This is a genomic window from Streptomyces torulosus, assembly GCF_001419765.1.
GTDB classification, from domain to species: Bacteria; Actinomycetota; Actinomycetes; order Streptomycetales; family Streptomycetaceae; genus Streptomyces; species Streptomyces torulosus.
Window position 1 is genome coordinate 1 of record NZ_LIRK01000466.1, and the last position, 20,903, is coordinate 20,903.

Annotated in this window: 20 protein-coding genes and 1 pseudogene; 13 read left to right on the forward strand and 8 right to left on the reverse strand. The window is 71.8% G+C overall.

Annotated features, from left to right (window positions below):
* Positions 1-40 precede the first annotated feature (40 nt).
* From rhaS to AOK23_RS29475, 7 genes are all read left to right on the forward strand, one after another.
* Positions 41-1,123: a rhamnose ABC transporter substrate-binding protein gene (rhaS, locus tag AOK23_RS29445; protein ID WP_055715636.1), complete on the forward strand. Its 1,083-nt coding sequence runs from the start codon at positions 41-43 to the stop codon at positions 1,121-1,123.
* A 139-nt stretch (positions 1,124-1,262) separates the two neighbouring features.
* The gene (locus AOK23_RS29450; protein WP_055715637.1) at positions 1,263-1,583 is read left to right on the forward strand and encodes an L-rhamnose mutarotase; all 321 of its coding nucleotides are present in this window, start codon (positions 1,263-1,265) and stop codon (positions 1,581-1,583) included.
* A 64-nt stretch (positions 1,584-1,647) separates the two neighbouring features.
* The gene (locus AOK23_RS29455; protein ID WP_055715638.1) at positions 1,648-3,072 is read left to right on the forward strand and encodes a BNR repeat-containing protein; all 1,425 of its coding nucleotides are present in this window, start codon (positions 1,648-1,650) and stop codon (positions 3,070-3,072) included.
* Positions 3,073-3,182: 110 nt separating this feature from the next.
* Positions 3,183-4,208: a LacI family DNA-binding transcriptional regulator gene (locus AOK23_RS29460; RefSeq protein WP_055513444.1), complete on the forward strand. Its 1,026-nt coding sequence runs from the start codon at positions 3,183-3,185 to the stop codon at positions 4,206-4,208.
* A gap of 167 nt (positions 4,209-4,375) precedes the next feature.
* The gene (locus AOK23_RS29465; protein ID WP_055715639.1) at positions 4,376-5,677 is read left to right on the forward strand and encodes an alpha/beta fold hydrolase; all 1,302 of its coding nucleotides are present in this window, start codon (positions 4,376-4,378) and stop codon (positions 5,675-5,677) included.
* A gap of 2 nt (positions 5,678-5,679) precedes the next feature.
* Positions 5,680-6,423: a PIG-L deacetylase family protein gene (locus AOK23_RS29470; RefSeq protein WP_055715640.1), complete on the forward strand. Its 744-nt coding sequence runs from the start codon at positions 5,680-5,682 to the stop codon at positions 6,421-6,423.
* A 44-nt stretch (positions 6,424-6,467) separates the two neighbouring features.
* On the forward strand, positions 6,468-7,361 hold the full coding sequence (locus AOK23_RS29475; protein WP_079049775.1) for a pentapeptide repeat-containing protein: 894 nt from the start codon (positions 6,468-6,470) through the stop codon (positions 7,359-7,361).
* On the opposite strand, the gene AOK23_RS29480 is transcribed toward AOK23_RS29475, so the two are convergent.
* Entirely contained in the window at positions 7,329-8,888 is a 1,560-nt protein-coding gene (locus tag AOK23_RS29480; protein WP_055715641.1) for a cytochrome P450, read from the reverse strand. The two genes, AOK23_RS29475 and AOK23_RS29480, sit on opposite strands and share 33 nt — an antisense overlap.
* A gap of 107 nt (positions 8,889-8,995) precedes the next feature.
* Here AOK23_RS29480 and AOK23_RS29485 point away from each other — a divergent pair, with 107 nt between their 5' ends.
* Together AOK23_RS29485 and AOK23_RS29490 are read left to right on the forward strand one after the other, a co-directional pair.
* The gene (locus tag AOK23_RS29485; protein ID WP_055715642.1) at positions 8,996-9,604 is read left to right on the forward strand and encodes a TetR/AcrR family transcriptional regulator; all 609 of its coding nucleotides are present in this window, start codon (positions 8,996-8,998) and stop codon (positions 9,602-9,604) included.
* Positions 9,605-9,755: 151 nt separating this feature from the next.
* The gene (locus AOK23_RS29490; protein WP_055715643.1) at positions 9,756-10,481 is read left to right on the forward strand and encodes a DUF2470 domain-containing protein; all 726 of its coding nucleotides are present in this window, start codon (positions 9,756-9,758) and stop codon (positions 10,479-10,481) included.
* Here the strand turns inward: AOK23_RS29490 and AOK23_RS29495 are convergent.
* The 5 genes from AOK23_RS29495 to AOK23_RS29515 all read right to left on the reverse strand — a co-directional run bounded on the left by AOK23_RS29495 (position 10,449) and on the right by AOK23_RS29515 (position 15,533).
* Positions 10,449-11,684, reverse strand: coding sequence for a lactonase family protein (locus AOK23_RS29495; protein ID WP_055715644.1), 1,236 nt, complete (start codon positions 11,682-11,684; stop codon positions 10,449-10,451). The two genes, AOK23_RS29490 and AOK23_RS29495, sit on opposite strands and share 33 nt — an antisense overlap.
* A gap of 189 nt (positions 11,685-11,873) precedes the next feature.
* A complete protein-coding gene (locus AOK23_RS29500) occupies positions 11,874-13,013 on the reverse strand; it encodes a hypothetical protein (RefSeq protein ID WP_055715645.1) in 1,140 nt (379 codons plus the stop codon).
* A 17-nt stretch (positions 13,014-13,030) separates the two neighbouring features.
* Positions 13,031-14,305, reverse strand: coding sequence for an FUSC family protein (locus AOK23_RS29505; RefSeq protein WP_055715646.1), 1,275 nt, complete (start codon positions 14,303-14,305; stop codon positions 13,031-13,033).
* 168 nt (positions 14,306-14,473) lie between these two features.
* Positions 14,474-14,968 carry an FBP domain-containing protein gene (locus AOK23_RS29510; protein WP_055715647.1) on the reverse strand — a complete coding sequence of 165 codons (495 nt, stop codon included), beginning with the start codon at positions 14,966-14,968 and terminating at the stop codon, positions 14,474-14,476.
* Positions 14,969-15,047: 79 nt separating this feature from the next.
* Positions 15,048-15,533, reverse strand: coding sequence for a helix-turn-helix transcriptional regulator (locus AOK23_RS29515; protein ID WP_420823763.1), 486 nt, complete (start codon positions 15,531-15,533; stop codon positions 15,048-15,050).
* A 1-nt stretch (position 15,534) separates the two neighbouring features.
* Here AOK23_RS29515 and AOK23_RS29520 point away from each other — a divergent pair, with 1 nt between their 5' ends.
* Positions 15,535-15,888 (forward strand): DUF6381 family protein, encoded by a 354-nt coding sequence (locus tag AOK23_RS29520; RefSeq protein ID WP_206336318.1) that lies wholly within the window; start codon positions 15,535-15,537, stop codon positions 15,886-15,888.
* A pseudogene (locus AOK23_RS50475) lies at positions 15,885-16,117 on the forward strand (hypothetical protein); the annotation flags it as partial. The gene AOK23_RS29520 and the pseudogene AOK23_RS50475, both read left to right, overlap by 4 nt.
* A gap of 390 nt (positions 16,118-16,507) precedes the next feature.
* On the opposite strand, the gene AOK23_RS29530 reads toward AOK23_RS50475, so the two are convergent.
* Positions 16,508-17,131, reverse strand: a complete 624-nt coding sequence (locus tag AOK23_RS29530; protein ID WP_055715648.1) for a TetR/AcrR family transcriptional regulator — start codon at positions 17,129-17,131, stop codon at positions 16,508-16,510.
* A gap of 90 nt (positions 17,132-17,221) precedes the next feature.
* Entirely contained in the window at positions 17,222-17,524 is a 303-nt protein-coding gene (locus AOK23_RS29535; RefSeq protein ID WP_157878190.1) for a hypothetical protein, read from the reverse strand.
* A gap of 25 nt (positions 17,525-17,549) precedes the next feature.
* Between AOK23_RS29535 and AOK23_RS29540 the strand changes: the two genes are divergently transcribed.
* Both AOK23_RS29540 and AOK23_RS29545 read left to right on the forward strand, forming a co-directional pair.
* Positions 17,550-18,566 carry an NAD(P)/FAD-dependent oxidoreductase gene (locus AOK23_RS29540; protein WP_055715650.1) on the forward strand — a complete coding sequence of 339 codons (1,017 nt, stop codon included), beginning with the start codon at positions 17,550-17,552 and terminating at the stop codon, positions 18,564-18,566.
* 94 nt (positions 18,567-18,660) lie between these two features.
* Complete coding sequence (locus AOK23_RS29545; protein ID WP_055715651.1) at positions 18,661-20,292, forward strand: MFS transporter; 1,632 nt, start codon at positions 18,661-18,663, stop codon at positions 20,290-20,292.
* Positions 20,293-20,903 lie beyond the last annotated feature (611 nt).

The window sequence follows — 20,903 nt, forward strand, 5'->3', positions numbered from 1 at the left end:
CCCGCACACCCGCCCGTCCCTCCGTATCCAAGGAATCCTCATGCGCAAGGCAACCCTCCGTCGCTCCTGTGCGGCGCTCGCGGCCGTCACCTCCCTCGCCCTGGCGGCCACCGCCTGCGGCGGCACCACCAAGGAGGACGTCAAGAACGACGCCGCCTCGGCGAGCGCGACCGGCAAGGCCGACCCGAACGCCGAGCTGAAGAAGGGCCTGACGGTCGGCTTCCTGCCCAAGCAGGTCAACAACCCGTACTTCACCTCCGCCGACAAGGGCGGCGAGACAGCCCTGAAGGAGCTGGGCTCCAGCTACAAGGAGGTCGGCCCCTCCAGCGCCACCGACACCTCCGGCCAGGTGAACTACGTCAACACCCTCACCCAGCAGCAGGTCGACGCCATGGCCGTCTCCGCGCAGGACCCGGGCGCCCTGTGCACCGCCCTCAAGCAGGCCATGACCAACGACATCAAGGTCGTCACCTACGACTCCGACACCAAGCCCGAGTGCCGCAACGCCTTCGTCTCGCAGGCCAGCGCCGAGGACCTGGGCCGCACCGAGGTCCAGCTGCTCGCCGAACAGATCGGCTACAAGGGCGAGATCGCGATCCTGTCGGCCGCGCAGACCGCGACCAACCAGAACACCTGGATCGAGTTCATGAAGGACGAGCTCAAGGACCCGAAGTACAAGAACATCAAGCTCGTCAAGGTCGTCTACGGCGACGACGACGCCCAGAAGTCCTTCCAGCAGACCCAGGGCCTGCTCCAGGAGTACCCGAAGCTGAAGGGGATCATCTCCCCGACCACGGTCGGCATCAAGGCCGCCGCCCAGTACCTGTCGGGCTCCAAGTACAAGGGCAAGGTCAAGCTGACCGGCCTCGGCACCCCCAACGACATGCGCAAGTACGTCAAGGACGGCACCGTCGAGGGCTTCGAGCTGTGGGACCCGGCGAAGCTCGGCGAGCTGGCCGCCCGCACCAGCGTCGCGCTGGTCTCCGGCCAGATCACCGGCAAGGAGGGCGAGACCTTCACCGCCGGCGACATGGGCGAGTACACCATCGGCAAGGACGGTGTGATCAACCTCGGCAAGCCCACCGTCTTCACCAAGGAGAACATCGACAAGTTCGACTTCTGACCGATGGACCGGCGGTCCGATGCACCGGGTCCGATGGACCGGCGGTCCGGTTGACGGCCCGCCCGGCCGCCCAGTCCCCTGATCACCGTCACCGGAACGCGTCACAGCCACCCCCCTCACCCCCCAGGAGCGGTAACTCATGCAGCGCGTCTGCTTTCTGCTCAAGGTCCGCGAGGACCGGATCGACGAGTACCGCGAGCGGCACGCCGCCGTGTGGCCGGAGATGCTCGAAGCGCTCTCGGCCACCGGCTGGCACAACTACTCCCTCTTCCTGCGCGACGACGGCCTCCTCGTCGGCTACCTGGAGACCGAGGACTTCCAGGCCGCGCTCGCCGGCATGGAGGCCACCGAGGTCAACGCCCGCTGGCAGAACGAGATGGGACCCTTCTTCGAGTCCCTCGACGGCGCCCGCCCCGACGAGGCCATGAAGCCCCTCACCGAGGTGTTCCACCTGGCCTGAGCCCCCGCTCGCCCCGCCGCTCCCCTCACCCCTCCCCATTTCGCACGACAACGGAGTCCCCGAGATGAAGAGACGTACCGTGCTCGGCGCCGCCCTCGCAGGCGCCGTGGTGACCCCCGCCCTCGGCGCCGCCACCGCCCGCGCCGCCGACCCGGGCCCCTCGGTCAGCCAGACCGGCACCACCCTGCTGGACAGCCAGGCCATCTACTTCGTCTCATACGACGGGCTGGTCAACAACAACGCGTTCCAGAAGAACGGTCTGCTGACCTACAAGGGCCACCAGTACGCCGTCTGGTACACCGCCGACCGCAACGCCGTCGTCGGCCGCCGCGCCGTCGGCTCCGGCACCTGGTCCACCGTCAAGGTCGGCCACACCCTGCGCTACAACGACTCCCACAACGTCATCTCCATGGGCGTCTCCAAGGTCGACGGCCGCCTCCATCTCAACATGGACTCCCACAGCGACGGCTTCACCTACGTCAAGTCGGTCGCCGGCCTCATGGACAACCCGGCCGGCCTGAGCTGGACCGCGAGCCGCTTCGGCGCCCCCCAGTCCACCCTCGACGGGCTCGCCCTCACCTCGCAGTTCACCTACCCGCAGTTCCTCTCGACGCCCGACGGCAAGCTCCAACTCAGCTACCGCGTCGGCATCTCCGGCAACGGCCGCAACGCCCTCGCCGAGTACGACGGCACGTCCTGGACCAACCTCGGCGAGTGGAGCAGCTCCACCGGCACGTACACCAGTGAGCACGGCTCCTCCACCGCCCGCAACATGTACCTGCACGGCATCGACTACGACAGGAACGGCCGGCTGCACTCCTTCTTCACCTGGCGCGAGCAGAACGGCGCCGTGATGTGCAACGGCGGCGGCATCACCAACCACGACACCGGCTACGTCTACTCCGACGACCGCGGCCGCACCTGGCGCACCCACGCGGGCACCGTCGTCGGCACCACCGGCGGCTCCGACAAGGTCGCCGTCACCGACTCCGGGCTCGTCGTCGACCCGCTCAACCCGGACCACTCGCTGATGAACCAGGAGAGCCAGTTCACCGACTCAGCCGGCCGCCCGCATGCGATCATCAGCTACGTCCCCGGCCGCTTCGGCCAGTGCACGACGAACTACGTCACCGACCGCACCGCGAACGGCCGCGCCTTCCACGTCCGCAAGAACTCCTCCGGCACCTGGCAGAAGACCGAGATCCCGGTCGCGCTCGGCTCCAGCCAGCGCACCAAGCTGGCCCTCGACAAGTACAACAACGCGTACGCGATCCTGCCCTTCGGCCGGATATGGGGGGCGTCCGCCGCCTCCGGATACACCGACTGGAAGTCCCTGTTCGACCCCAGCGCCCTCAACGCCTTCGGTGAGGTCGTCATCGACGAGACCCGGATCGCACAGGACAATGTCCTGTCCGTGATGTACCAGGTGAAGTCCAGCGGAACCACGCCGTCGGCGCTCCGCGTCATCGACTTCGCCCTCCCCGCCTGATTCCCGTACGACGGGGCGTTCCCGCGCCCGACGCGGCCATTCCCGTGGTGGCTCGAAGGTAGTGTGAACGTACGCCCGCCGCTCCGCACCTTCCTGGAGGTCCCCACCCCATGGCCCAGTCGGTGGGTATCAAGGACGTCGCCGCTGCCGCCGGAGTCTCCGTCGGCACGGTGTCGAACGTCATCAACCGGCCGGATTCGGTGGCCTCCGGGACCCGGGCCCGCGTGCTCGCCGCGATCGACCGCCTCGGCTACGTCCGCAGCGAGTCGGCGCGCCAGCTGCGGGCCGGGCGGAGCCGGATCATGGGACTGCTCGTGCTCGACATGGGCAACCCCTTCTTCGTCGACGTCGCGCGCGGTGCCGAGCGGGCCGCGCGCGACGCCGGGCTCGGCGTGATGGTCTGCAACAGCGCCCAGAGCGCCGGCGAGGAGTCCGAGTACCTGTCGCTCTTCGCCGAGCAGCGCGTCCGGGGCGTCCTGCTGACGCCCGCCGACGCGACCGGACGCAACATCGAGGCGTTCCGCCGCCACGGCATCCCCTTCGTCCTCGTCGACCGCGTCGCCGAGGGCACCACCGAGTGCTCGGTCTCCGTCGACGACGTCGCCGGCGGCGCGCTCGCCGTACGCCACCTGGTGGACGCGGGCCACCGCTCCATCGCCTACGTCAGCGGCCCCTCGGGCCTCAACCAGGTCCGCGACCGCCGCACCGGCGCCCTGAAGGCGCTGGAGGAGGCGGGCCTCGGCCCGGACTCCCTGCGGGAACTGCCGACCGAGCGCCTCGACGTGGCCGCGGGCCGGGACGCGGGCGCCCGTCTCCTCGGCCTGGCCGACCGCCCGACCGCCGTGTTCTGCGCCAACGACCTGCTCGCCCTCGGCGTCCTCCAGGCCATGTACGCGGCCGGCGTCAGCGTCCCCGACGACCTCGCCATCGTCGGCTACGACGACATCGAGTTCGCCGCCGCGGCCGCCGTCCCCCTCACCTCCGTGCGCCAGCCCGCCGTCACCATGGGCGCCCTCGCCGCCGAATTGCTCCTGGAGGAGACCGAGGCCGACACCGCGCCGACCGCGCACGAGCACCGGCGGGTCGTCCTCCAGCCGGAGCTGGTGGTGCGCCGCTCCAGCCTCTCGGCGCGCTGACCGGCCGTTCAGCCGACGGGGCGCCGTCACCGCCGCCCGTACTGACCGGGAAGTCAGCAACCTGACCCGGAACAGAGCGGGATCTTCTTGATCCACGGGCTCGACGGGGCGGAGAATCTGTGCTGGACCGGCTCACGGTCCGGAATCCGTCCGCCCAAGGAGCCCTGTTGTCCGTCAGCTACCGGCAGCCCGGTGTCGTCCTCACCGACCGCCGCTTCAGCGTCCCCCTCGACCACCACGACCCGGCGGGGGAGCGGATCGAGCTGTACGGGCGTGAGGTCGTCGCGGGCGACAAGGCCGGCCAGGACCTGCCCTGGCTGCTCTATCTCCAGGGCGGCCCCGGCTTCGGCGCCAACCGCTTCGTCGGCCGCCAGGCATGGCTCGACCGGGCCCTGAAGGAGTACCGCGTCCTGCTCCTCGACCAGCGCGGCACCGGCGCCTCCACCCCGGCCAACCGCCAGACGCTCCCGCTGCGCGGCGGCCCCGCGGAGCAGGCCGACTACCTCGCCCGCTTCCGCGCCGACTCCATCGTCCGCGACTGCGAGGCCATCCGCCGCGAGGTCACCGGCGGCGCCCCCTGGACCGTCCTCGGCCAGAGCTTCGGCGGCTTCTGCGCGGTCACCTATCTGTCCTTCGCCCCCGAGGGGCTGAGCACCGCCCTCATCACCGGCGGACTGCCCTCCCTCGACGCGACCGCCGACGACGTGTACCACGCCGCCTACCCGCGCATCGAACGCAAGGTCGCCGCCCACTACGCCCGCTACCCACAGGACGTCGAGCGGGCCCGCCGGATCGCCGAGCACCTCCTCCAGCACGAGGTGGTGCTGCCGAACGGCTACCGGTTCACCGTCGAGGCGTTCCAGTCGCTCGGCATCATGCTCGGCCGCTCCGACGGCAGCCACCGGCTGCACTTCCTGCTGGAGGACGCCTTCGTACGCACCCCGCAGGGCCCCGCCCTCGCCGACGCCTTCCAGGAGGAGGTCCAGGGGCTGCTGTCGTACGCCGGCCACCCGCTGTACGCGCTCCTGCACGAGGCGATCTACGGCCAGGACCCGGGCCCCACCAACTGGGCCGCCGAGCGGGTGAGGGCGCGGTTCCCGCAGTTCGACGCCGCCAAGACCCTCACCGGTGACGGCCCGCTGCTGTTCACGGGCGAGTCCGTGCACCCTTGGATGTTCGACAACGATCCCGCCCTGCGCCCACTGCGCGAGACGGCCGAGGACCTGGCGCGGGAGCGGGGCTGGGCACCTCTGTACGACCCGGACCGGCTCGCCGTCAACGAGGTGCCGGTCGCCGCCGCGATCTACCACGACGACATGTACGTCGACACGGCCCACTCGCTGGAGACGGCCAGGGCCGTCCGGGGCCTGCGCACCTGGGTCACCGACGAGTTCGAACACGACGGCGTACGGGCCGGCGGACCGCGGGTCCTGGACCGGCTGCTGGCGCTGGCGCGCGACGAGGAGTGACGATGACCGACGCACCGACCGACCGGCTCCTGCCGCTGCCCGACGACTGGCGGCGCGCCCTCGCCGTGGTGGCCCACCCGGACGACCTCGAGTACGGCTGCGCGGCGGCGGTCGCCGCCTGGACCGACGCCGGACGCGAGGTGGCGTACGTCCTGGCCACCCGCGGCGAGGCCGGCATCGACACCCTGGAGCCCGCGAGCTGCGGCCCGCTGCGCGAGCGGGAGCAGCGGGCCAGTGCGGCCGTCGTGGGCGTCTCGGTGGTGGAGTTCCTCGACCACCGGGACGGTGTCATCGAGTACGGCACCGCCCTGCGCCGGGACATCGTCGCCGCGATCCGCAGACACCGCCCCGAACTGGTGATCACCCTGAACCACCGCGACACCTGGGGCGGCACCGTCTGGAACACCCCCGACCATGTCGCGGTGGGACGCGCCACCCTGGACGCCGCCGGCGACGCCGGGAACCGCTGGATCTTCCCCGACCTCGTCGAGCAGGGCCTGGAGCCGTGGGACGGCGTCCGCTGGGTGGCCGTCGCCGGCTCCCCGCAGCCCACGCATGCCGTCGACGCGACCCCCGGCCTCGACCGCGCCGTCGCCTCCCTCCTCGAACACCGCACCTACCTGGAGACGTTGACCGACCAGGACCCCGAGACCTACGCCCGGGACTTCCTCACCGGCCACGCCCGGGCGGCGGGGGAACGCTTCGGCGGGACCCCGGCCGTGGCCTTCGAGGTGTTCCCCCGCTGAAACGACGTGCCCGGCCCCGGTCCGGCGTCGTTAGGGTGAGCCGTATGGAACGACCATCCGGTGATGTGCTCAACCCGAAGGCCCCACGCGCCCCGCAGGACACGCAGGACCCGCACACTGGGCAGGACCCGCCCGCCCCGCACGACCTGCGGGCCGACTGCGGCAACTGCTTCGGGCTGTGCTGTGTGGTGCTGCCCTTCGCAGCCTCGGCGGACTTCGCCGTCGACAAGGCCGCGGGCAAGCCCTGCGGGAACCTCCGGGACGACTTCCGGTGCGGTATCCACACACGGTTGCGGGACGAGGGCTTCACCGGCTGCACCGTCTACGACTGCTTCGGCGCCGGACAGAAGGTCTCCCAGGTCACCTTCGGCGGCCGGGACTGGCGCTCGGGCGGCCGCGAGCACGCCCGGCGGATGTTCGACGTGTTCCCGGTCGTACGGCACCTGCACGAGCTCCTCTGGTACCTGACCGAGGCCCTGACGCTGCCCGCCGCCCGCCCGGCGCACGCGGAGGTCCGCAAGGCGCTCGACGAGACCGAGCGGCTGACCCGGCGCACCGCCGAGGAACTGGCGGAGCTGGATGTCGCCGCGCACCGGCAGCGGGTCAACGAGGTGCTGCTGAAGGTCAGCGATCTCATGCGGGCGGGCGCGGGACGCGCGAAGAACCGCAGGGGAGCCGACCTGATGGGCGCGCGACTCAAGGGCGCCGACCTCCGGAAGGCCAATCTGCGCGGCGCCTATCTGATAGCCGCCGACCTGACCGGCGCCGATCTGCGGGGAGCCGACCTCATCGGTGCGGACCTGCGCGACACGAACCTCACCGACGCCGACCTGACCGGCGCCTTCTTCCTCACCCAGCCGCAGATCAACGCGGCCCGGGGCAGCGCCGGCACCCGCCTCCCGGCGTCAGTCACCCGCCCCGGTCACTGGGCAGCGTGACGGGGAAGCGCCCGCCTGCGCGCCCTCGACGGAGCCTTCGGCACCCGTGCCCGGCGCGGTGTCCGCGGCCTCGGGCCGGTGCCCCGAGCGCCGCTCCAGACCCACCCGCAGCCCCTCCGGCATCAGCGTCAGCCGCTCGGTGACGCTCAGCCGGTACGCCGGGTCCGGCCGCAGCTCGTAACGGCGCAGCAGCAGCCCCAGCACCAGCGTGGCCTCGTGCAGCGCGAACTGGCGGCCGATGCAGGCCCGTGCCCCCGTGCCGAACGGCTTGTAGGTGTGCGGGGGCCGCGCGCGGACGGCCGCCGCGTCGAAGCGGTCCGGGTCGAACGTCTCGGCGTCGGCGCCCCACACCTCCGGATCCCGGTGCAGCATCGTCGTCAGCACCAGCGCCCAGCCGCCGCGCCGCACCGGATGGGCACCGCCGAGCACGGTGTCCTCCAGGGCCTCCCGCGAGTAGGCGGGCGCCGTCGGCCACAGCCGCAGCGTCTCGTCGAGCACCCGGCGTACGTAGCGCAGCTTGGCGACCTGGTCGTAGCCGGGCCTGGGCGTGTCGCCCCACACCCGGTCCACCTCGGCGCGGGCGCGTGCGGCGAGTTCGGGGCGCAGGGCAAGGTAGTGCAGGGCGAACGACAGGGCGCCCGAGGTGGTCTCGTGCCCGGCGATCAGGAAGGTGAGGACCTGGCGGCGCACGTTCGTGGCGGACAGCCGCTCCCCGGTCTCCGGACGCGCGGTCTCCAGCATCCGGTCGAGCAGGTCCCCGGCGCCACCACCGCCCCCGGACGACCGGCGTGTGCGCACCACCGCGTCGACCGTGTCGTTCAGGAACGCCATGTCCGCGGCGTTCTGCCGGGAGGCGGCCCGCAGCAGCAGCGGCGCCAGCGGGTCGGGGACGACATTGCGGCGCTGGGCGTAGGCGAGGACGCCGACCATCGCGGAGACGAAGGGGTGCGGACGGTCTCGCTCGAAGGAGCCGAAGTCATGGCCGAAGCCGGTCCTGGCGATCGTCTCCAGGGTCAGCTTCGTCATGTCGCCGGGCACGTCCACGGGCCGACCGGCCGCACCCGCCCGGTCCCAGTGGTCCATCAGCCGTTCGGTGACGTCGAGCATCATCGGGTGGTACCCGGCCATGGCCTCCCGGCTGAAGCCCGGCGCCAGGACGTCGTGGGCGAGCTGCCAGTTGGGCTCGTCGTTGTACGCCGTGAACAGCCCGTCCCCGGCGACCGGCCGCAGATTGGCGACCCCCAGCCCGACGTGCTTGGCGAACCGCGACTCGTCCGCCATGTCGGCCGCCAGAGCCGCGCCGCCCACGAAGACGATCTCCTTGCCGAACGCCTTTCGCCGGAAGATCGGCCCGAGCCGCCGGCCGAGCCGCATGGAGTCCTGGACCGGAGTACGGGGGTTGGAGCCGAGGGCGTCGCCGATCAGGGGCAGCCGGTGCGGCGGATGCGGTATCCGGTGCAGCTCGGGCCAGCCCAGCTCCGCGCTGCGGAAACCCCTGGAGGCCGTGGTCCCCGTCGTCGCCGTCATGGCACCGTCTCCCTTGTGCGCAGGCCCCGTCGAAGCTGTTGTACTCGGGTTCAATAACGCGCTCAGTCTCGACCTGTTGTTGAACTCACGTCAAGTAAGGTGACGCCATGGCAGCCAAGCAGGGGGAGCGTCCGCGTCGCCGGCTCAGCACCGCCGAGCGGCGGGAGCAGCTCCTCGACGTCGGTGCCCGGCTGTTCTCGGAGAGTCCGTATGACGACGTGTGGATCGAGCAGGTGGCCGAGATCGCGGGTGTCTCGCGGGGGCTGCTCTACCACTACTTCCCGAACAAGCGGGAGTTCTTCGCGGCCGTCGTGGAGTGCGAGAGCGAGCGGATGCTGCGCACGATGACCCCGGCGCCCGGCCGCTCGGCCCGCGAGCGGCTCACCAACGGGCTCGACGTCTTCCTCGCGTACGTCGACGAGCATCCCCACGGCTTCCGGGCCTTCCACCGTGCCGACGCCACCGGCGACCAGGTCGTGCGCAGGGTCTACCAGCGGGCGCTCGCCGCCCAGGAGGCGCAGATCCTCCAGGCGCTCGCCGCGGACGCGGAGTTCGGGGCGGCGCTGGACGGGCGGCCCGGTACCCGGCTCGCCGTGCGGGGGTGGCTGTCGTTCACCACGGCCGTCTGCCTGGAGTGGCTCCGGGGCTCGGAGCTGTCACGGGAGCAGGTGCGGGACCTGTGTGTACGGGCGCTGTTCGGGGTGCTCGCTCCCTGACCTGAGGTCCACGTCCTGCCAGGCCCACAACGTCACGGCGCCGCTCGGTCGACGCCGTCTGTCCTGAAGTTCCCGTGGATCGGCGGGTGCTGGTTGGCGTACGCCCGGATCTTCGATAAGTTAGGCAAGGCTTACCTAAGGGAGGTTTGGGATGGGTGACCGTCATACCTGGACGGCCGCGCCCGCCGCGGCGGAGCGTGCCCGCTCGGTGCTCGCGGCGGCGTGGTCCTGCGCGGTGACCGCCGAGGGCGGCCGCGAGGAGTTCGTCGGCGCGCACACCGTCACCGAGGACGGCCGGGTGATCCTGCGCGTCCCCGAGGACAGCACGCTCATGGCCGCCGCGATCTGCGCGCCGCGTGGAGAGCCGTCCGCCGTGCTGGAGTTCGCCGACGTCGCGCCCGTCCCTGTGCGGGGCCGCATCCGGGCCCGGCTGTGGCTCGCCGGCTGGTTCGCGTCCAAGGACGGCGACCTGGAGTTCCGGCCCACCCGGATCGTGCTGCGTGAGCCGTCCGGCGCCGTCGTCGTCGACCTCGACGACTTCGCCGCCGCGGCACCCGACCCGCTGGCCACGGCCGAGCCGAGGCTGCTGACCCACCTCGCCGACGCCCACCCCGACGCCGTCGAGCGACTCACCCGGCTCCTCCCGCACGACAGCCTGCACGGCGCCGTACGCGTCCAGCCGCTCGCCGTCGACCGCCACGGCCTCACCCTGCGCGTCGAACGGGCCCGCACCAACGGCGACGTACGCCTGACGTTCCACACACCCGCCGACGACATGGCGCAGCTCACCGAACGCATGCACGTCCTGCTGTCCCAGGCGAGCGCCGCGTCCTGCCCCCGCGCCCTACAGCGGCAGCGCGCAGACGGCGACGGGTGACGCGAACGGCTCACCCGCCCGCCGCAGTTCACCGGAGTCCGGATCGACCCGGAAGACACTGACCGCGCTCGACCGCTGGAGCGCGGCGAACAGCAGACCGCCGTCGGGGGAGAGGGCGATCTGACGGGGGAACTCCCCACCCACCGGCACCGTGTCCACCAGCCGCAGCCGGGCACCCCCCGCCTCGACCGCGTACCGCGTCAGACTGTCGTGCCCCCGGTTGGCGAGATACGCGTACGCGCCGTTCGGCGTCACCACCAGCTGCGCCGGATAGTTCGTGCCCGACCCCGTCCCCGTGGACTGGGGCCCGCCCGGTGTGAGCCGGCCGCTGTCCGGGTCGTAGGCGCAGACCACCACCGTGTCGTCGACCTCGTTCGCGAGGTACGCGTACCGGCCTCCGGGGTGGAACGTGAGGTGCCGGGGCCCAGCGCCCGGCCGGGTCCGCGCCCGCGAGACCTCGCTCAGCGTGCCGCGCCTCTCGTCGAGGCGGTAGGTGTACACCGTGTCGGTGCCCAGATCGACGGCGAGGACATGACCGCCGTCGGGGCTCGTGACGATCTGGTGCGCGTGCGGCCCCTGCTGCCCCGGACCCGGCGCCGGGCTGCCGTGCACGACCAGGTCCGTACGCGCGCCGAGGGCGCCCGAGGGCTCGATGGGGTGCACGGCGACACTGCCCGTGCCGTAGTTCGCGCTGAGCAGCCACCGTCCGCCGGGGTGCACCGAGAGATGGCAGGGGGCCTCGCCGCCGCTGCTCCGGGTGGAGAGGACCTTCCGGTCCGAGATCCGTACCGCGGTCACCCCGCCCTCGGGGCGCTCGTTCACCGCGTACAGCGTCCGGCCGTCCGGGTGGACCGCGAGATACGACGGGTCGCCCACACCGTCGATCGTCCCCCGGCCCGTGATCCGGCCGCTCCGGGCGTCGTACACCGCCACGCCGACACCGGTGCCGCCGCCCTCCGCCGAGGTGTACGTACCGAGGAACAAGGGCCTCGGGCCGGTGGGGGTGCGGGACGCCGAGGGGGAGCCGGCCTCCGCCGCCGGGGCGCTCACCGACGGCGCGGACGACGACGAGGGCGACGAGGCGCCGGCCCCCTCGGACCCGGAGCATCCCGCCAGGGACGCCGGTACGGCCGTCGCCGCCAGCATGCCCAGCACTCGGCGCCTGCTCCAGGCCCCGGGCTCCCGCCCCGCCTCACTCGCCATCCGTCGCACCCCAGGTCTCGCTCGTCCCGTCCGAACCCCACCTTGACGGCTCCGAGCGGCCCGACGCAAAACTCGGACGGCGGGCGTTGCACGCCATGCAACGCCCGCCGTCGAGGACTCCACGAGCCCGTGGTCCGTCCTGCCCCGGCCCCGCGCGGGCCGATGGCGCCGGGCGGGCCCGCCTGACGGTTACCAGTCGCCGTCCTGGATCGGCCTGCCCGGCGCGTCACCGAGGGGCTTGATCTGGCCGGGGGCGGGCGGCTGCCAGGGATCGAGGTCGGTGCCGAGCCAGTCGCCGACCGGCTTGACCGCGCCGAGCGCGTCGGCGGGCTCGACGTCGTGCCCGTCCTGGTCGTAGTAGTCGAACCAGGGGAGCCCCGCGTTCGTGTAGGCCGCGCGGTCCACCGGCGACGGCGGCGGGGCCTCACCGGTGATCCGGCGCCACTCGGGCGGGGTGACGAGGTGCACGAAGACCCGGCCGGCCGGCTGCTCCGCCCAGCTGCCGCGCGGCCAGGTGTCCTGGTAGACCTCCTGGCGCATCGAACCGCCGACACCGAGCCCCATCGCGGCCGGCGCCCGCGGTGGCACCGCCGCACGGGCCGCGGGCGCGGCACCCGGCGCCGCGAACGCCATCGGGCTGCCGCCCGGCGCCGGCGGAGGCAGGGGCGCGCCACCGGGCGGCGCGGCCATGGGCGCGGGCATCGGGGCGGCGCCCGGCGGCGGCATCGGGACCGGGCCGCCGTAGCCGCCGACCGGGCCGAAGTTCCGCTCCCGCGCGGCCCTCTGCCGCTCCTCCTCCCGCCAGACGGCGAGCTGGGTGTCGTTCAGCGGGAACGACTGCAACTGCACCCCGCCGAACACCTCCTCGCCGGTGACCTGCCCCTCGACCGTCGCGCCGAGCCCCAGCGGGACGGCGACGAACTGGCGGACCGTGCCCTTCCCGGAGTTGATGCCGTCGAGCCACGGCTGACGCGGCAGCACCACGTAGTTCTGCGGCTTCCGGCTGAGCCGGTTGCTCCACGGCTCACCCGACACCGCGCACACCTTGCCGACGCCGACCTGGAGCGCGGCCGGCTCCAGGGAACCGCCGAAGTGCAGCCACATCGCCTCGCGCAGATACACGGGGAGCATCACCCCGCCGCGCGCCCGCATCTCCTCGGGGGCCGTGTGCGGATAGTCCTCGACCCGGCGGATCGGGAAGTCGCCCAGACCGGGCGGAAGCTGGTGCGTACCCGTCTCGGGCAGGCGCAGCGTGCGGATGAAGCGCACCCGCACACCACCCGGCAGGTGAAGTGTCGTCCCGTCGATCCGCACGGTGCCGTCGGCCATTCCGTACGCTCCCCTCGTCATCGCGTCGTGCCTTGTGACTTAGTACGTCCGACGGGGCCGGAGCGGTTCCGCCGGGAGGGCAGCGCGATGCGCAGGCGATCGCGCAGGCCGGTGAGGCGGGGGGAGCGCTCACGCTGCTCGCGGGTGCAGCGGTCGAGTTCCTCCAGCAGCCGCTGGGAGCGGTGCTGGGTGTCCAGCTCGTCCAGTATGCGGTTGACCTCGGTCAGCACGGCGCCGTACAGCTGCCACTCGCTCGGGTCGCGCCGGACGTCCTCCAGCAGCAGTTGGGCGAGCTTGTCGCGGGTCGTGGCGGCCGTCGACAGCTCGGCGGCGAGGCGGTCCTCCGCGGACTCGGCGCTGCGGCTGACGTCGGTGGTGACGAGGACCGCGAAGCTGACCACCGCGTCACCGATCTCGCCGAGCAGCCGTTCGAGGGTCGCCCCCACCTCGGCGGAGAACAGCGGGCTGGGCTCCCGTTCGCGGGCCAGATCGGTGAGGGTGCGGGCCAGCACGCGCAGCACCACCGTGCAGATCTCCAGCGTGTCGAGGCCGGTGCGCAGCACGACCCGGTGCAGCAGCCCTTCCCGGACCCGCGGATTGAGCTTCAGGCTGTCCTCGGCCTGCTTGAGGGCCGCGTCGACCTCGACGATGTCGAAGTCCAGCTCACGGGCCTCGTGCAGCCGGGCCGCCGCCACCTCGAAGGCGGGGCGGCCGACGGCCTCCTCGCCGACGCGGATCATCAGCCGTCGCATACGGCGGGCCAGGTCCTCGATGGACTCGCCGGCCGCCTCCACCCACACCGGGGGAGCGAGCAGCAGGTTGAAGGCGAGTCCGACGACGGCGCCGATCAGTGTCTCCATGACCCGGGTCCACGCCGTGTCCCCGACCCTGGTCACCCCGAGCACCAGCATCGCGCTGATCGCCACCTCGGGCACGTACTCGCTGACCCGGACCAGATGGCCGACGGCCAGTGAGGCGAGGATGAGCAGGGCGAGGCTCCACCAGGTCAGACCGACGAGCACGCTGAAGCCGATGGCGACGACGACGCCGGCGACCACCGAGTTCACCCGGCGGATGCCGTTGGTGAGCGTGGCGTAGAGGGTGACCTGGACGACGAGGAGCGCGGTCAGCGGTGCCGTCAACGGCGCCGGTGACGTGCTGAACCACAGCGCCACCACGTAGGCGACCGATGCGGCCGCGGCCGACCGCACGGACTGCACGACCACCGGATCCTGTCGCCACCGGGACACCTTTGTGTGCATCAGGGCCCATACACCACGTACGTCTCGCATCCTTGCGCTGTTCCCCTTGCCGGTACACCGAACTCCTGACCGAGGACCCTAATCACCGGAACGATTCGGCAGGAGGAGGGGGCTGCCCCCGCGTGTACTGCGGTTTCACCCCGCGGGCGTGCGGTTTCACCCCGCGGGCGTATCGCGGCCCCTGCGGCGGCGGGCGGTTCAGGCGTACAGCTTGTCCAGGAAGGCGGTCAGGTGGTCGACCGTCCGGGCGATCTGCTCCTCCGTGGTGAGGCTCTCCTCGAATCGGCTGCCCGTGTCGAGGGCCTTCTTGCCGCGTACGTAGAGGGAACACGCCAGGTCGGCACACATGTACACCCCCACCGAGTTGCCCTCCCGACCGGCCGCGCCCGCCTTGCGGGCCGTCATCAGCGAGACCCCGCTGCCCCGGTGCGTCGTCAGACAAAGGGAGCACATGCTGCGGTGCAGGAAGCCGCGCTGGGCGGAGGGGAACCGCAGGGTGACCCCCACCGGCCGGCCTCCGCGTTCGGTGACCAGGTAGCTGCGGTCGGGTGCCCCAGGATCCCGCCAGCCGAGGAAGTCCAGGTCGTCCCAGGGGCGTTCGTCCAGGTCGCGGGGGAGGGAGATGCGCTTCGCCTCGCCCTTGGAGCAGTTGATGAACGAGCTGCGGATCTCCTGCTCGGTGAGCGGCTTCATGGCGGTCCTCCGGAAGGGGCTGTAGGGCAAGGGCTTCGATGACTCAAACCTAGGGTCACTAGGTTCTGGCCTAAGCTACTCAGACTTCCGGGGAGGGGCCAATGGATTTTGTCGTCGAGGCGGGGGCGGGCGGCCACACCCCGGGGGCCAGTACGCCGAGGGCGTAGGCGCGGGCCACCAGTTCCGTGCGGCCCGTGGCGGACCAGCGGGCGGACAGGCGGCGCAGGTGGTGGTTGACGCCGTCGACGGTGAGGCCGGTCTCCCGCGCGGGCCGCGCGGTGGTGGCGCCGCCGGCCAGCAGCGCCAGGACGCGGGCCTCGGTCGGACTCGCCGGGGGAGCGGCGGGGCGCTCCGTGGCCTCGACCACTTCGCCCAGCACCCGGACCATGACCAGCAGCGAGGGTGTGGTGTCCGGGTCGTCGCTGATCGGGTCGGCCGTCAGCTCCCCTGCCGGCGCACCCGGTCCGCCGCGTCGCACCGCACGGACACCGGATGGCGCGACCGGTCCTGCCGTCCGCCGGGCCCTGACCGCCGCCGCCAACGCACCCCGCTTCGAGGGCAGCATCGTGCCCCGCACCTTCGCGAAGAAGGCCAGCACCTTCCTCGCCCGCGACGGCATCGTCCTCTACGACAACCCCGCCGCGTTCCTGATCTGCGCCTTCAAGCACGACAACGCCCTATGCGAACCTGACCCCGGCGCAACTGCCCCACGGCAGTACGACTGCCGACCAGGCTGCGGCAACACCGTCCGCACCGACAGCCATGCCCGCCTGCTCCGAGAACGCGCCAACGAACTCGACCAGTTGGCATCTCGAGCCCCCGACCCGGTCAGCAAGCGCCTGCGTGTCAACGCCAACCGACTCCGTGAGACGGCCGACATCCACGATGCGACCGCCCACCCCACCGAGGCACTCACATGAACCAGCAGCACCGGCACGAACGCGCCCGTATCCGCGCGGCCATGGACCGGCTTCTGGCCGGACACGCCACGGTCTCCAACTGCAGCCTCACGCCACAGAGGCCGACGTCCACCGCATGGCCCTCCTCAAGCGGCACGTCGACCTGAAGAACGAGTTCCACGAACGCGTCCGCACCGAGACCCACCAAGTCCCAGAGACCGAGAGGAGACTCCGGGACACCGTCACCAAGTTCAACTCCGAGAGCCCATCGAGTTTCCACAACAAGGCATCCCGGCCGTCTTGCAGGTAACGCAGAAGGTCTGTTTTCGGATTCGGTTCGATCATGCCGGGAAGTCTTCCACCCAGCACTGACAGCCAGGTTCTACGGGACAACACGGGACGCCGCTTCAAGGCCTACTCTGCGACACCCGAGACACCGCCTGTCGGCGCACGGTGGCACACCCAGCTTCACGGAGATCTTGCCAGGGCCACGTTCACGTGTACGCCGACACCGGGACACCACAGCACGCGCCAACATACGAGGTCACGGCGGCGCGCAAACCTACGGGCCGTGCCTCCGCGGTGTCGAAGTGGGCCGACCGCATCAGATGCCTGTGCAATGAGGCCGGCCGTGCCCTTGTCAGTGGTGGCGCGGGCGAGGCAGCAAGGCGAACGCGCTCTCCGCAATCGAGGTCAGGCGGGCGGGGCTGTGGCCGTACGCGCCTACGACATCGGTCCCGCGGATGATGGTCAGCAGAAGGTACGCAAGGTCGTCGGGATCCGCGTCGGGGTCGATGTCGCCGTTGCGCTGCGCCGCTCGCACACAATCGGCCACCGCCGTCGCGAGCACGGAGAAGCAGTCGTTGGCCAGGCGTTTCACCTCGGAGTCGGAGGCGCCGATCTCCAGGGCCATCTTGGCGGCGAAGCAGGCCGCCGCCGCCCGGTCAGGGGCGGGGGGGACGTCGGCGGCGAGTGGCACCCCGTGGACGGCGCGGAGCAAGTACGCGTGCAGTCGTTCCAGGGCACCCTCGTCCGGTCCGGCGAGCGCCTTCGGCGCAAACTGCCCCAGCCGGGCGAAGTAGCCGGCCATCGCCTGCAGCAGCACGCCGTGCTTGCCGTCGAACGCGGCGTAGAGGCTGCCGCGGCCCAGGCCGGTGGCGGCGCTGATGTCGTCGACGCTCGTGCCGTTGTAGCCCGAGGTGCGGAACTGCCGCTCGGCGGCGTGGAGGACGTAGTCGGGGTCGAAGCTTCGTGGTCTCGCCATACATCGAAGGTAAAGCCAACCCACCGTATTTGACAACCCAGTACAGAACCGCCTAGGTTTCTGACTGTTCAGTCCATAACGGTCCTGAGCTCACCGGACAGGCTGCGCGCACGCCTGGCGCGATGGAGAGCAACCCATGCTTGTGAACTCCTCCGCGCCGCCCGGCGTTGCGACGCCTTCCAGGCCTGCAAGGCCCTGTCTGATCCTCGCGATCCTGGCGACGGCGAGTTTCATCGCCGGACTGGATCTGTACATCACGAACGTCGGGCTGTCCTCGGCGCGGGGCACTTCCTGCACCTCGAACAGCCCAAGACGGTCGCCGACCACATCCTCGGCTTTCTGAACAGCTGCCCCCCTCCAACCACCCAGAACTCGAAGGGTTGACCGAACCATGACTGATAAGGAAACGCAGGAGGCCATGGCTGTGGCGACTCCTCCGTACGCGAGCGACGCACTGGCCGAGGGGACCGTCGACGCGGTGGTGATCGGCGGGGGCGCCGCGGGGCTGAACGGCGCACTGATCCTCGCCCGCTCCCGCCGCTCGGTCGTCGTGATCGACAGCGGCTCCCCGCGCAACGCGCCCGCGGAGGCCGTGCACGGCTTCATCGTCTTGGACGGCACCCCGCCGTCCGAGATCCTTCGACGGGGCCGGGAGCAGGTGCGCCAGTACGGCGGACGCGTCGTGTTCGGCGAGGTGGTCTCGGCCGAGTCCGCCGCCCCGTCGGCGGACGGGGACCTTCGGTTCACCGTCACCCTGGCCGACGGCCGCCGTATCACCACCCGCCGCATCCTGGTGGCCACCGGCCTCACGGATGTGCTGCCACAGGTGCCCGGGCTCGCCGAGCACTGGGGGCACAGTGTGGTGCACTGCCCGTACTGCCACGGCTGGGAGGTGCGCGATGAGCCCATCGGCATCCTCGCCACCGGCCCGGCCTCCATCGGCCACGCGTTTTTGTTCCGCCAGCTGACCGAGGACCTGACCTACTTCACCCACGGCACCGACCTGGACGAGGACAGCCGCGCCCGCTTCGCCGCCCGCGGCATCCGCGTCATCGACACCCCGGTCACCGAGGTCGTCAACGACGAGGACGGTGCCCTCGCCGGGGTGCGCCTGGCCGACGGCCAGGTCGTGGCCCGCCGCGTCGTCGCGGTCGCCGCGCCGATGCAGGCCCGCACCCAGGGTCTGGAAGGTCTGGGCCTGCCGGTGCGGGACCTGCCGACGGGCCGCGGTTTCGCCTCCGGTATGGCCGGCACCACCGAGGTGCCGGGTGTGTGGGTGGCCGGCAACGCCACCGATCTGGTCGCCCAGGTCGGGACCTCCGCAGCGGCCGGCGCACTGGCCGGCGCCGACATCAACAGGATGCTGGCCATCGCGGACACCGACGCGGCCCTCCAGGGGATCGCCGGGGGAAGCCCACAAGGGGCCACAGGATGATCTCGAAGCCCGGAGATCTCAGCCCGCCGCCCGCTCGCCCCACGGGCAATTACGTGATTCCGCTCGTCCGCCCCGTCCCTCTCAGGAGCTACTGATGCCCTTCCTTGCGAACACCCCCGTGGAGAAAATGACCGGGCCTTACGCGCGGCGCTGGTGGGCGCTGCTCGTGCTGTGCCTGAGCCTGCTGATCACGGTGATGGCGAACACGTCGCTGATCGTCGCCGCCCCCGACATGACCACCGACCTGGGCCTGAGCAGCAGTGATCTGCAGTGGGTCGTCGACTCCTACACCGTTCCGTACGCGGCGCTGATGCTGGTGCTGGGCGCGATCGGCGACAAGTACAGCCGGCGCGGCGCGCTGGTGCTGGGTCTGCTGATCTTCGCCGGCGGTTCGGTGATGGGAAGCATGGTCGACGAGACCTCATTGGTCATCGTGGCCCGCGCGATCATGGGTGTCGGTGCCGCGGTCGTGATGCCGGCCACGCTGTCCCTGGTGGTCGCGACCTTCCCCCGGAGCGAGCGGGCCAAGGCCATCACCGCCTGGGCCGCGACCTCCGGGGTGGCGGTAGCCGTCGGCCCGCTGGTCTCCGGCTGGCTGCTTGAGGACCACGCCTGGGGCTCGACCTTCCTGATCAACGTGCCGATAGCCGTTGCCGCCGTGTTCGGCGCGCTCGCCCTGGTACCGCCGTCCAAGGCGGAGGGCATGGGCCGGATCGACTACGGCGGTGGTCTGCTGTCGATCGTCACGGTCGGCTCCCTGATCTACGCCGCCATCGAGGGCCCGCACTCCGGCTGGGGCGTCGGCCCCGTCACCGCCGCCGTGGTCGCCGGTGTCGGTCTGGTCGCCTTCGTCGCCTGGGAGCTGCGGCACCCGCACCCGATGCTGGACGTCCGAAAGTTCGCGCTGCGGCCCTTCAGCGGCTCGATGCTCGCGGTGACGTTCTTCTTCTTCGGCATGTTCGCCGTGATCTACTACGTGACGCAGTTCCTGCAGTTCGTCCTTGGCTACGGCGCCCTGGACACGGGTGTACGGCTGCTGCCGCTGGGCGGGGCGGTGTTCCTCGGGTCCGCGGTGACCGGGGTGCTCGCCCCGAAGCTGGGGGTGAGGGTGATGGCCGTGACCGGCATGGCCGTCGGCACGGCGGGCATGTTCCTGCTCACCCAGATCGACAAGGGGTCGACGTACGGGGACTTCCTGGCGCCGCTGATGATGCTGGGCCTCGCGCTCGGACTGGCCATCTCCCCGGCGACCGACACGATCATGGGCTCCTTCCCCGAGTCCGAGCTGGGCGTCGGCGGCGGTGTCAACGACACCGCGCTGGAGCTGGGCGGGGCGCTGGGCATCGCGGTGCTGGGCTCGCTGCTGGGCACGGCCTACCGGGACGAGCTGACCGACCTGGTGGGCAACCGGCTCCCGGCGGAGGCGATGGAGACCGCCAAGGACTCGGTCGGCGCCGGCCTGGCCGTCGCGGAGCGGGTCGCGCAGGATCCCTCCGCCGGGCCCCAGCAGGCCCAGGCCGCCGTGGACGCCGTCCACCAGGCCTTCGCCCACGGAGTCGCCCAGACTAGCCTCATCGGCGGGATCATCATGGCCGCCGGAACACTGATCGTCCTCGCCATCCTGCCGGGCCGGCGCGGCTTCGCGAAGAAGAGCGCCGAGCCAGGAGCCGGGACGACGGCGAGCGAGGCGGCCACTGTGCGGGAGCACACCGGGGCCACCCGCTAGTGCTGTGACCGGAAAGGTTCACCGGCTCGCGACGCCCGGCACGGCACCTCGCGGCGTTGTCGCATGACCCGAGTACATCCAGTACGCGGGTCATGCTCCGCCTTGCGAGGCACCGCACCGGACGCAGCGAGCTTTCCGGCCACAGCACTAGATCGCCGACGGGGCGTCCACTGGATCGCCGGGGACGCGTCCGCGGGATCGTCGGGCGACGCGTCCGCCGGGGCGCCGGGCACCGCCTCCGCCGGATCGCCCGCCAGGCGCGTCGGGCAGGAGCCCGGCGGCGCGAGACGCGCAGGGCGCGGGCGTGGTGCACGGCCCACGGCCACGCGGATCCTCTGACAGCGCACTCCGCTGTGCCGCACCCGCCCCTGCTCGCACCCCCGCGACGGCGTCGTGCCACCGCCCTGCGGCCCTGCTCGCGCCCCCGCCCTCTGAGCCTCGCGCCCCCACGGCGCCGCTCGCGCCGGCACCCCTCTGCCGCCGTAACCCTCACCTGCTCGCACCCTCGCACCCTCGCGACGGAGCCACGCACGTCACACCCGTCCCCCTCAAGGCGTAGGCCTGAGCCCCAGGTTCTCGGCCGACTGGCGCAGGGCCTCGACCACCGCCGC